Source organism: Sphingorhabdus arenilitoris (assembly GCF_042651485.1).
Taxonomy (GTDB): Bacteria; Pseudomonadota; Alphaproteobacteria; order Sphingomonadales; family Sphingomonadaceae; genus Sphingorhabdus_B; species Sphingorhabdus_B arenilitoris.
Map to the genome: position 1 here is coordinate 81022 of NZ_JBHSDH010000011.1, position 11711 is coordinate 92732.

At 56.1% G+C, this 11711-nt stretch carries 13 protein-coding genes; 10 read left to right on the top strand and 3 right to left on the bottom strand.

What is annotated here, in order from left to right:
- Positions 1–31: 31 nt before the first annotated feature.
- The 4 genes from ACFOWX_RS03135 to ACFOWX_RS03150 all read left to right on the top strand — a co-directional run bounded on the left by ACFOWX_RS03135 (position 32) and on the right by ACFOWX_RS03150 (position 3075).
- A complete protein-coding gene (locus ACFOWX_RS03135; protein ID WP_381421215.1) occupies positions 32–523 on the top strand; it encodes a calcium-binding protein in 492 nt (163 codons plus the stop codon).
- 199 nt (positions 524–722) lie between these two features.
- Positions 723–1892, top strand: coding sequence for a Gfo/Idh/MocA family protein (locus ACFOWX_RS03140; protein WP_381421217.1), 1170 nt, complete (start codon positions 723–725; stop codon positions 1890–1892).
- Positions 1893–1919: 27 nt separating this feature from the next.
- A complete protein-coding gene (locus ACFOWX_RS03145; protein ID WP_381421219.1) occupies positions 1920–2699 on the top strand; it encodes a sterol desaturase family protein in 780 nt (259 codons plus the stop codon).
- On the top strand, positions 2674–3075 hold the full coding sequence (locus tag ACFOWX_RS03150) for a DUF2141 domain-containing protein (protein ID WP_381421221.1): 402 nt from the start codon (positions 2674–2676) through the stop codon (positions 3073–3075). Before ACFOWX_RS03145 ends, ACFOWX_RS03150 begins: the two co-directional genes overlap by 26 nt.
- Positions 3076–3221: 146 nt before the next feature.
- Here ACFOWX_RS03150 and ACFOWX_RS03155 read toward each other — a convergent pair whose 3' ends face one another.
- Positions 3222–3365, bottom strand: coding sequence for a hypothetical protein (locus ACFOWX_RS03155; RefSeq protein ID WP_381421223.1), 144 nt, complete (start codon positions 3363–3365; stop codon positions 3222–3224).
- A 67-nt stretch (positions 3366–3432) separates the two neighbouring features.
- On the opposite strand from ACFOWX_RS03155, the gene ACFOWX_RS03160 reads away from it, so the two are divergent.
- Together ACFOWX_RS03160 and ACFOWX_RS03165 are read left to right on the top strand one after the other, a co-directional pair.
- Complete coding sequence (locus tag ACFOWX_RS03160; protein ID WP_381421225.1) at positions 3433–4428, top strand: glycoside hydrolase family 5 protein; 996 nt, start codon at positions 3433–3435, stop codon at positions 4426–4428.
- Positions 4429–4508: 80 nt separating this feature from the next.
- Positions 4509–5450, top strand: coding sequence for a MipA/OmpV family protein (locus ACFOWX_RS03165; RefSeq protein ID WP_381421227.1), 942 nt, complete (start codon positions 4509–4511; stop codon positions 5448–5450).
- Between the two features lie 107 nt (positions 5451–5557).
- Here ACFOWX_RS03165 and ACFOWX_RS03170 read toward each other — a convergent pair whose 3' ends face one another.
- Both ACFOWX_RS03170 and ACFOWX_RS03175 read right to left on the bottom strand, forming a co-directional pair.
- Positions 5558–7357, bottom strand: coding sequence for a flotillin family protein (locus ACFOWX_RS03170; RefSeq protein WP_381421229.1), 1800 nt, complete (start codon positions 7355–7357; stop codon positions 5558–5560).
- A gap of 197 nt (positions 7358–7554) precedes the next feature.
- Positions 7555–8193 (bottom strand): YqiJ family protein, encoded by a 639-nt coding sequence (locus ACFOWX_RS03175; protein ID WP_381421231.1) that lies wholly within the window; start codon positions 8191–8193, stop codon positions 7555–7557.
- A 259-nt stretch (positions 8194–8452) separates the two neighbouring features.
- Here ACFOWX_RS03175 and ACFOWX_RS03180 point away from each other — a divergent pair, with 259 nt between their 5' ends.
- From ACFOWX_RS03180 to ACFOWX_RS03195, 4 genes are all read left to right on the top strand, one after another.
- Positions 8453–8854 carry a hypothetical protein gene (locus tag ACFOWX_RS03180; RefSeq protein WP_381421233.1) on the top strand — a complete coding sequence of 134 codons (402 nt, stop codon included), beginning with the start codon at positions 8453–8455 and terminating at the stop codon, positions 8852–8854.
- A 13-nt stretch (positions 8855–8867) separates the two neighbouring features.
- Positions 8868–9005 (top strand): hypothetical protein, encoded by a 138-nt coding sequence (locus ACFOWX_RS03185; RefSeq protein ID WP_381421235.1) that lies wholly within the window; start codon positions 8868–8870, stop codon positions 9003–9005.
- A 217-nt stretch (positions 9006–9222) separates the two neighbouring features.
- Positions 9223–11211: a phosphomethylpyrimidine synthase ThiC gene (gene thiC / locus ACFOWX_RS03190; protein ID WP_381421236.1), complete on the top strand. Its 1989-nt coding sequence runs from the start codon at positions 9223–9225 to the stop codon at positions 11209–11211.
- Complete coding sequence (locus ACFOWX_RS03195) at positions 11212–11439, top strand: hypothetical protein (protein WP_381421238.1); 228 nt, start codon at positions 11212–11214, stop codon at positions 11437–11439.
- Positions 11440–11711: the final 272 nt, after the last annotated feature.

Genomic DNA, 11711 nt, shown 5'->3' on the forward strand with positions numbered 1-11711 from the left:
TGCCCTTGGGTCGCATAATTAGGAGAATGAAATGTTACGCATATCAAAGCTCGCCGGAGCCGCCGCGCTATCCGCCATCGCCTTTTCGGGTGTGGCAATGGCGCAGGAAACACCGCCAGCCGAAGAAACCATGCCCGCGGAGGCGCCAACTGAAACGCCTGCGCCGGATGGTGAGGTAACCCCCACCGACGTCCCGCCCTCTGATCCATCCGCTCCCCCTGCAGAGGCTGCACCAACCGAACCATCCGGCCCCACCCCGCCGGTCAGCCGCGAAGAACAAGTGGCACAAGTGGTTGAGGCCGAATTCCCAACATATGATGCCGACCAAAGCGGTGCATTGGAACGGGAAGAGTTCGCAACTTGGGTAACCACATTACGGCAAAAATCGTTGGAAGCACAAGGCCGCCCGCCTGTTCCGGAAAATGAAATGTCCGAATGGGTGAAAAATGCCTTTGCCAAAGCCGACAGTGACAAAAGCGACAATGTGTCCAAGTCTGAATTACAGACCTTTTTAATGGGTTAAACGCTTTCCTTCTTGTCTCCCGCCTTATGCCGGATGGTCCCCACATCCGGCGCTGAGGACGCGGCAACGTGCCGAGGATATCCCTCATATCAGGGCAGCCGCGTCCTCAATCTTTTTTTCGGTCAATCACCTTGATCGTGGGCAATGATCTTGAGTGCCTTCAATGCATGCGCCATAGCGAGTAGTGAAGGAGACCATTATGCCTACCAATCAGATACCCACCCGCCGGCAAATTTTAACTGGTGCAGCGCTGTTGCCCCTGGCTTTGACCGCAGGAAAGGCAGCTGGTCAAACGGCCAAGGGACAACCATTGTTGGGCAAGCCAGACTTGCCCGATCCGATGGATGCCCGCACGGGCTGGGCGATCGTTGGCTTGGGAAGCTTTGGCGTGGGGCAGGTAATACCAGCTTTTGCCGATGCAAAAAAATCGCGTCTTGCTGCATTTGTTTCGGGTAACGCGGAAAAAGCAACAATGCTGGGGCAGCGGTATGATGTCCCCAATATTTATGATTATAACAATTTCGACAATATCGCGGATAATCCGGATATCAGCTGCGTCTATATTGTCTTACCTGTGGGACTGCATGCCGAGTATACCATTCGGGCCTTGCGCGCGGGTAAGCATGTTTTATGCGAAAAGCCTATGGCTTCTTCTCCCGCTGAATGTGAGGCAATGATCGCGGCGGCGAAAGCGGCCGATAAACAGTTGGGTGTTGCCTATCGCGTTTATTTTGAACCTGCCAATATCGAGGCGCAGCGGCGGATAGCGGCTGGTGAAATTGGCACCATTCGTCATGTCCAATGCGATCATGGTTTTGACGCCAATCCGCAAGCTTGGCCGCCGCATAAATGGCGGCTGGAAAAGCTATTGGGCGGTGGCGGATCCATGTATGATATCGGCATTTATGGACTAAACACATCGTTGATGATGATGCCCAATGACAGGCCCGTCGCTGCTTCTGCGGTTTATGTATATCCGCGAGATGATCCACGCTTTGCTGAGGTCGAGGGCGGCATTGACTGGCGCGTCACGATGGAAAGCGGCGCGAATATCAGCGGATCAAGCTCCTATTGTTATAGTCCGTATGTCAGCAGGCAGCGGTATTTCGGTGACAAGGCATCGATCGAAATGATGCCAGCCACCACTTATTATGACAATGACCTGATAATCGAAGGCGCAGGGCCGCGACGGCATATTGGCACTGCCCCTGCTATTCAGCAATTTGCGGCGCAAGTGGACGGCTTCAGCGAAGCCGCGCGCAATGGCCAGCCGCACCGCACGCCGGGCGAAATGGGTCTGCGCGATATGCGGATAATTGCTGCATTATATGAAAGCGCGGATAAAGGCGGCGTTCCGGTGAAATTATAAGGATAGCGCGCGGGCAGGTGATGGTTTATGCCTAGCCATATGGGTCCGCACAGCACCGCCATTTTCCTATCCGCGCTTACCATGTCGGCGATTGTCGCCATTCGCTATCTTGCGACGAGCGGCTTTTTCGCGTGGCTAACGCGGCGGGTTCGGCCGGGTCTATATGACCGGCTTGATACACAAATGCGGCGGGAAATACGATGGTCACTGATGAGTGCGGCCATATATGGCATCCCGGCAGGGATAGTGGCATGGGGCTGGGATAATAGAGGCTGGACGCAAATATATACGGACATTTCCGCCTATCCGTTATGGTATGTGCCTTTATCGCTGTTCCTATATCTTTTTGCGCATGACACTTGGTTCTATTGGACCCACCGATTGATGCACCGGCCATGGTGGTTCAAAATCGCCCATGCGGTTCATCATGAAAGCCGTCCGCCAACGGCATGGGCCGCGATGAGCTTTCATCCATGGGAGGCGTTAACCGGTGCCATTGTCATTCCACTGCTGGTTTTTATCATTCCAGTTCATATTGGTATATTGGCGGCGGTGCTGACCATTATGACGGTCATGGGGATAGGCAACCATATGGGATGGGAAATGTTCCCCCGCTGGATCGTTCATGGACCATTAGGACGCGCCCTGATAACAGCAACGCATCATCAAAAACATCATGAGGCATATAGGGGCAATTATGGGTTATATTTCCGTTTCTGGGATAAGATTTGCGGTACCGATATTGGGCTTGGCGATTTCGGCCTTGGCCGCGGGATCCGCAATGCCGGGCCCCGTTCGCGCGGCTGAAGCCAAAGCCAATGTGACGGTCAGCGTCACCAATCTGCGCAATCAAAAAGGGCAGTTGATGGTCTGCCTCACCAAAAATCCGAAAGCCTTTCCCGATTGCAGCAAAGACGCAAGCGCGCTGAAAAAGCTGGTGCCTGCGGGCAGTGCCAGCAATATTGTGTTTAGCGGGGTTGAGGCTGGCACCTATGCAGTGGCGATCGTCCATGATGAAAATAATAATAACAAAATGGATTTGCGGATATTCATTCCGCGTGAGGGCTTTGCCTTTTCCCGCAACCCGAAAATCGGTATGGGCCCGCCAAAATTCAAAAGCGCATCCTTTGCTGTGGGCAGCGCCAATGTCACTCAATCGGTAAAGATGAAATATATGTTTTAGGATCTGCTGATAGCGACGAAGCAGGCCCTGTCCAAAATATACTTCGGCATGCCCGCGAAGGCGGCGCTCGCCGCCCCATTCATTGTTAGTTGCGGATATTAGGGGTTGTGCATTTCGAAAATATCACGCATACTTGTCTTTCGTTGTCAGAAATTACGGGAGAGAATGGTCATGGACCATAAAATAGCCTCAAGGGCGATGGCCTTATCATGCATAGTGTTGATCGCGACATCTTGCGGGGGTGGTTCTGCGGGCTCCTCTCCGCCCCCGCCGCCACCTGTATCGGTCACCCCGCCGCCACCACCGCCGCCCCCGCCTCCGCCTCCGCCTCCGCCCCCTCCTCCGATGGGCAGTAAATTGACTCAGGCTGATGCCCGCATCGGTGCTTGCATCAATATGGGCAACCAGTTGGAAGCACCCAATGAAGGCGATTGGGGCCGCGCCATTCGGCAGAGCGACTTTACCGACATAGCAGCGAAAGGCTTTAAGACGATCCGCTTGCCAGTGCGCTGGTCCAACCATGCGTCCCGCACCGCGCCCTACACCATCGATGCAGCTTTTATGACGCGCGTAAAAACCGTTGTAGATCAGGCGCAGGCCGCAAATTTGCGGGTCATATTGAATGTTCATCACTATGATGAATCGGGCGCGAATGTGTTCCAAAATCCAACCGGTGAACGCGCCCGGCTGGCCGGAATTTGGAAACAGATTGCCGAGGAGTTTAAGGATAAGTCCAATAATATGCTGTGGTTCGAACTTCTTAACGAACCGCATATGAATTTGAACCACACGAATCTGCTGGCTACTCTACAACCGTCGCTCGATGAAATCCGTAAGACAAATGCAACGCGGCCAGTGGTGATTGGCGGAGAATTTTACAGCGGGGTGGGGTCATTAAATGGCGGGAGCGGACCTAACTTTACGGGCCTGCCGCTGCCCATACCAAACGATCCATATATTATCGCGACGTTCCATTATTATGATCCTTACAATTTTACCCATCAAGGCGCACCGTGGCTGCAGCCAAACGCGCCATCGGCGCCGCGCGATTTGACGCAAAATGAAAAAGATCAGATCACCAGAGATGCCCAGAAAGTGCGTGACTTTATGACCCGCACGGGCCGCCCGGTTTTCCTCGGCGAATATGGCGTCCTTGAGGCATCTGGCCCTGATTTCAACAATCTGACAACTATTCCAGAGGCAAAGCGTGCGGAGTATTACCGCCTGGCCCGCACCGCATTTGAAGGGGTGGATGTGGATGGATGCGCCTGGTCGTACACCAATACATTCTCGGTAAGGCGGAATAGTGATGATGTATGGTTTGATGAAATTTTGAGGGCAGTGGGCCTTTAAAGTTCATATCGATTGCCATAGGACTGCTGCTTGGCAACAGTCCTATGGCAAAGCCGTGACTGCGTCCCTATATAGACGGGATGAATAATATAGCCCCGAAATTGTCAGCGCAATTGCTGCTCTGCTCTATCGCCACGCCTTTTGCCTATGCGCAAAGCTCGCCATCAACGCCTGTATCCGATACAACAGAGACCGCACCTCCTGCTGGCCCGCCGGCTGGCGGACCGCCGCCCGGCTTGGCCGATTCCATATTTGCCCGTGATTGGATTACCATTGGCATTGGCGGCGGTATCCGGCCCAGTTACGAAGGTTCGGACGATTATAATTTCGGGCCTGCGCCGCTGATTCAAGGCAGCGTCGATGGCTTCGATTTCGGCGCGCGCGGCCCTGGGCTGTTTGTCGATGTCATCCGTGACGGCGGGCGCGATGAACGGGGCCAACAGAAAAAGATTCAATTTTTGCTCGGCCCGCAAGTGCAGCTTCGGCTCGACCGGAATAACCGCATTGGTGATGATGTTGTCGCCTTATTGGGGGAGCGAGATATTGGCGTTGAAGTAGGTTTTACTTCGGGCGTATCGTTCCGAGAATTATTGACACCTTTTGACAGCCTGTCATTCACGCTGGATGCCGGATGGGATGTCGCGGGCGCACATGACGGACGGGTCGTGCGGGCGTCCGTCGGATATTCGACGCCCTTATCGCGCGCGGCCTTCGCCAATGTGTCGTTGTCCGCGACCCATGTCGACGATAATTATGCCGACACCTATTACAGCATAGATACCGCCGGTTCTGTTGCCAGCGGCCTGCCGGTTTTTGACGCGGACGGCGGCGTGAAAAGCGTCGGAAGCTTCTTGGTTTTGGGCTATGATCTGTCGGGCAACGCGCTTGATGGCGGGTTCAGCCTGTTTGGCCTCAGCAGCTATACGCGCCTCCTCGGCGATGCCAAACGCACGCCGATTACGTCGATCCGCGGCGATGCCAACCAATGGTTTGTAGGCGGCGGTGTAGCCTATAGTTTTTGAGGATAGGGGTTTGGTTTGAGCCGCAAAAAAAGGGAGGCCGGATGTCCGGTCTCCCTTTTGTGATGGACCAACTACGCGCTGACGCTAGGTCCTGACCCAAGGCCGTTTTAGCCTGCTTCGGCGTCCAAACCATCGGTATCAGGCGCATCGGCCGCATCGGCCTTAGCCTTGCCCGCTGACCGTTTCGCTTTGGCAGGGGAGGAGGCCCGGGCATCAGCCGTCTCGCTTTGCTCGGCGGCACTAAGCAGATCGGACCCGCCGCTACCCGCTGCATCCTTGACCAGATTTTCCAACGAGGAGCCATTCAGGCCCAGCTCTTTCATCAACCCGTCAATCACCGGTGCCTGCGCGCGGTAGGCAAGTGCGGCAGAGACAGCATCAGTGGCCAAATTGCCGCTGGAACCCCCGCTACTTCCGGCGCCATTCCCACCGCCATTCCCGCTGCCGCCCCGTCCGCCGCCATTGGTAATGCCGTCGACTTGGACGATCTTGATGGAATCGATCGCCTCCATCGGCTTCACAGATTCGCGGATGACTTCGGGCAAGACTTTGAGCAACGCCATTTTGGTTTGCAGCGAAATCTGGTTCGATGACAGGATGTTGGCGGCCTCGTTGATTGCCCGTTGCCCTGCGGCTTCGACTTCAAACCGGATCCGGCTGGCCTCAGCGCGCAGTTTTTCGGCGTCGGCTTCACCTTCTGCCGAGAGGCGGACGGCAGACGCGCGGTTGGCGGCGGCTTCTTTCTCGGCTTCGGCTTGCACTTTGACGCTGATTGCCTCGCGCTCGGCCTCTTTGGACGCCTCGATCAGCTCGATCCGTTTTTCACGGTCGGCAATCTCGGTTTCACGAGCAGTTACCACCTGTTCCTCGGCGGCGACCGCTTTGGCACGGGCTTCATCGGCCTCTGCTTTGGCTTGGCTTTCCTCGCGTGATTTGTTCTGGATAGCGATTTGTTGTTCCTGACGAGCAATTTCAATTGCCTGTTCCTGACTGATTTTCGCTTCCTGAACCGCGCGGTCAGCCTCAATCTGGCTGCTATCAATTTGCTGCTTTGCTTTGATCTGCGCGCCCTGCGCTTCTTGGTCCCGCAGCGCCTTTTCCTTCGCCACGTCCGATGCCTGGGCGGCGCGGCGCATTTCGACTTCGCGTTCCTGTTCCAACCGGGCAAATTCATTGTCACGGCTGATTTCAAACGAACGCTTGTCCGCCTCCAGGTTCTTTGTCTCGATCTGAACCCGCGTGTCCTGTTCGATGTCGTTGCGCGCTTTTTTGCGCAGCTCAATCTGCTCGGTCAGCTTGGTGAGACCTTCGGCATCGAACGCATTGTTAGCGTTGAAATGCTCGATGCTCGTCTGGTCCAGTCCGGTCAGCGATACCGATTCCAGCTCCAGACCGTTCATCGCCAAATCAGCGGACGACGCTTGCTGCACCATCTGTACAAAGTCGGCGCGCTGTTCGTGCAGCTGGTTCATCGTCATCCCCGCTGCAACAGAGCGCAGTGCATCGACGAATTTACCTTCGACAAGGTCCTTCAGCATCTCGGGCTGCATCGTGCGCAGGCCCAGTGTCTGTGCGGCCATGGCAAGCGAGCCCGCATCGGGGCGAACGCGGACGTAAAATTCCGCCTTCACATCGATCCGCAGCCGGTCGAGCGTAATCAGCGCGTCAACATTGTTGCGCTCCACTCCCAGCCGGACGGTGTTCATATTCACCGGCATGGTTTCGTGCAGCACAGGCAGGACCAACGCGCCGCCATTCATGACGACTTTTTCCCCGCCAAGACCGGTTCGCACAAAGGCAATTTCCTTCGTCGCGCGTTTATAGAGCCGCATCAGGAACGCGATCAGGATGATGAAGGCAATGATGGGCAAACCCAAATAAATGCCGAGTGAGATTAAATTTTCCATATATTTTCTTTCTATTTTAAACGCCGTGTATCGGGCGCCATGTTGCTTGACCGGGTGAGCGCTGCGCTCACCCTCAGCCAGTCGTTCAGACAGCCATTATTTTGGCATCTGCATCGGCCGGCTCAGCAAGAGCGCATCTGGTAATGTTACTGCGGCGCTTGGCGGACATCGCGGCACGCATTGTTGGTAATTCATCGTCATCCTTCCAATCGGGGCAAATTTTGCTCGCCCTGTGTTATGGCCTTAAAAATATGGCCTTCGCGGCGGACCAGCAGCAGTTTTTCTCCGGTCACAAAAGTCTGACCGGCATTGTCGGGCTCCACCATGATGAAATGGCTATGCCCGTGAATGTCCACTGCCTTTGCCCGCGCAGCTGACCCTTGTGCCGCCGTGCCAATCTCAATGACCGCGAACCGTCCGATTAAGCTGTCGATCGGCACAGCGGTCGTTTCATCCTTTGGCATGATCCGCGCCAGCGGCCTTGCCAAAGCGGCGGTAACAGGCAATGCGGTCAGCGCTGCGGCTGGACCGGCCAATATCATCGGCAATAAACCACCGATGACGAGCGCGACCATTTGCTGACCCGCATAACCAATCAAGGTGAAGGCCAGCAGGAACAGAGCCAGCCAGATCATGATTGGCAACCGGCCCAATCCCAAAAAAGCCAGCAAGCCGTCGGCCACGCCGTCAACATCCAGACTCGGATCCAAATCCGTGTCCATATCCGGCCCAAAATCGCCCAGCCCAGTTAGCTGCAACAGCATCAATAAAATCAACAGCATAGCCGATCCTGCAAAAAGCAGATTTTCACTGGCCAGCCAAAAATCAAACATCATCAACCCCTTAATATCGCCCTGTTGCGATGGCAGCATATTGGAATATGGGGCGGTGGGGGTCAACGTAAATCGGATCCAGAATATCCGATTTATACACATTTAATCAGTTGTTTAGGGCGATGCATTCTCGGCACAGCACAAATTGCCCGCCATCATTGCCGCTGGGCGTTGATAAAATGGATTCGCCCGTTACCCTGACCACATGCCGGGCAGGCAGATTCGGTTTGTCCGGTCATGGCGATGGGAGGCCGGTATGGGAATGACGCAGACGATAACCGCATGGATATTGATATTGATCGGATTATACAGCGTGGCTGCGGCGATAGGCGAGCTGCGCCGACGGGGGACATGGGCGCGCATATTTTGGGAATTGGAACGCAGCCGCACACTGCAATTTCTGATCGGGATAATGTGCATGGTGATTGGTGCGACGATCATGCTGGTCAATCCCTATAATGGGCTCGATCTGCAAAGTATATTGGTGACCATATTGGGCGGATTGATCCTGTTGGAAGGAGCCGCCTTTCTGGCTTTTCCCGATTGGATGATCCATTTGTCGCGGCAAGTGATGAACAGCCGTTCGGCGATATGGGGTTGGATTGCGTTATGTATCGGAATGGCGTTGATGGTGGTTGGTTATGTACGGATGCTCGCATCCTGACTATGGGGCAGCGATGAACAGCATGACGACGAAAGCCCTATCGGCCGGATTTTTGGCATTGGCTGCTGCGCAATCAAACGCGGCGCAGCAAGTAACGGACTATCCCTGCGACAACATCACCGCCCATACGCAATATGTGACGCGGCGGTAAGCGGGCGTCTGACCGTCCTAATTATCTCCATGACAAGCCCGTGCGGCTGCGCTATCACCGTCCCGTCCCCGGGGAGTCATGTGACTGAGAGGGACGGGTAACGCCGTCCGACCCGTTGAACCTGATCCGGCCCCCGTTTTGGGGCTTACCGGCGGAGGGAGGGAGCGGCTGTCACCCTGATACCGCCCTTGCTCCGAATAACGAAGGAGTGAGAATTATGGCAGATATCCCCGCACGCACCGAAATTGGCGTTACCACTGGCCCCATTCGTGGCAGCAAGAAAATCCACGTCGCGGCCAAATCAGGCAGCGGTATTCGCGTCGCCATGCGCGAGATTTATCTGGAGCCATCGAGCGGTGAGCCGCCGGTGCGGGTCTATGACACCTCCGGGCCCTATACCGACGAAAATGCGATCATCGACATCGCCGTCGGCCTGCCCGAATTGCGCCGCGAATGGATACGCGCGCGCGGCGATGTGGAAGAAGCGCCGCAGCGAGAGGTAAAGCCAGAGGATAATGGACAGCTTGGCCCCGACCGCAGCGGCGGCGTTGCGCCTTTTCCCAAAGTGCGGCAGAATATCCTGCGCGCCAAGCCCGGCATGAATGTCAGTCAGATGCATTATGCCCGCAAAGGCATCATCACGCCCGAGATGGAATATGTCGCCGAGCGCGAAAATCTGGGCCGTGAGCGTCTGAAGGAATATAAGCGCGACGGCGAAAGCTGGGGCGCGGAAATCCCCGATTATGTCACCCCCGAATTTGTCCGCGACGAAGTGGCGCGGGGCCGGGCGATCATCCCCAACAATATCAACCACCCCGAAAGCGAACCGATGGCGATCGGCCGCAATTTCCTCGTTAAGATCAACGCCAATATCGGCAACAGCGCAGTCGCATCCGACGTGGCAAGCGAGGTCGACAAGATGGTCTGGTCGATCCGCTGGGGCGCGGACACGGTGATGGACCTCAGCACCGGCCGCAACATTCACGACACGCGCGAATGGATCATCCGCAACTCGCCCGTGCCGATTGGTACGGTGCCGATCTATCAGGCGCTCGAAAAAGTCGGCGGCGTGGCGGAAGACCTGACCTGGGATATCTTCCGCGATACGCTGATCGAACAAGCCGAGCAGGGCGTCGATTATTTCACCATCCATGCGGGCGTTCGCCTGCCCTATGTGCCGCTCGCGGCCAAGCGGATGACCGGCATCGTGTCGCGCGGCGGCTCGATCATGGCGAAATGGTGCCTCGCGCATCATAAAGAAAGCTTCCTGTATGAGCGCTTTGACGAGATTACTGAGATTATGAAGGCCTATGACGTCGCCTATTCGCTCGGCGATGGCCTGCGCCCCGGCAGCATCTATGACGCGAATGACGAAGCGCAATTTGCTGAGCTCTACACGCTGGGCGAGCTGACCAAACGCGCTTGGGAATCCGATGTGCAGGTGATGATCGAAGGCCCCGGCCATGTGCCGATGCACAAGATCAAGGAAAATATGACCAAGCAATTGGAAGCCTGCGGCGAGGCGCCTTTCTATACGCTCGGCCCGCTCACCACCGACATCGCGCCCGGCTATGACCATATCACCAGCGGCATTGGCGCAGCGCAAATCGGCTGGTATGGCACCGCCATGCTCTGCTACGTCACGCCCAAGGAGCATCTGGGCCTGCCCGACCGCGACGATGTGAAAGTCGGCGTTGTAACGTACAAGCTGGCGGCACACGCGGCGGACTTGGCGAAGGGCCACCCCGCGGCGCAAGTGCGCGACGATGCGCTATCCAAAGCGCGCTTCGAATTTCGCTGGCGCGACCAATTCAACCTGTCGCTCGACCCCGACACCGCCGAGCAATATCACGACCAGACGCTGCCAGCCGAAGGCGCCAAAACCGCCCATTTCTGCAGTATGTGCGGGCCGAAGTTTTGCAGCATGAAGATCAGCCAGGAAGTGCGCGAATTCGCCGCCAATAATCCCAATGGCGTGCTGGGTTCATCCGAAATTCCTCCCCGGCACGGGGAGGGGGACCATGCGAAGCATGGTGGAGGGGCAGGTGCCGCTCATCCAGACGATTTAAGTGGTTCACGCGGAGGCGCGGAGGCGCGGAGCTTAAGTGAAGCCGAAGCCGAAAAAGGCATGGAAGAAATGAGCAAAGTCTTCAAAGAAACCGGCAGCGAGCTGTATATGGGGCAGGGCGATAGGGAGCATGATTGATTGCGCATAGCAAAGGCCGTCCTCGCGCTCGCGGCGGCGCTGCTGAGCGCGGCCTTTGCCCGGCTTTGGCTTTCCCGCCGCGCGCTGCCCTATGGCGAGGAGGGACAGTATTTCGATGCCGCTTTGGGCGTGACCTATAGCGAAGGCGCGGTGGCCGTGTATTCAGCTGCGGCGCTGCTTGCTGGACTGGCGACGCTTTTGCTGGCCGTCTGGGCATGGCGGAGATGAGTGAGGTTTAGGACGGGGCCGAGGGCACAATACGCATAAGGAAGAGATTGCTATTGGCTCTTGCGTGATGCAAATGTGCGTTTGGACGAAGCCAAGGAAACAAATGCGGTATGAATTTAATATTGTGTTGTCTAATTGATATTCGCATTGTTCTGCTTTCGTGACGTTTTTTTTGCCCGATTACCGATGGTTGTCTTCGAGGTCTGCGAACGGCATTGGAGCCTTTGGTGTTCGAGCCTTCATGATCGCGGTCAGGCGGTAGGTATGGACGT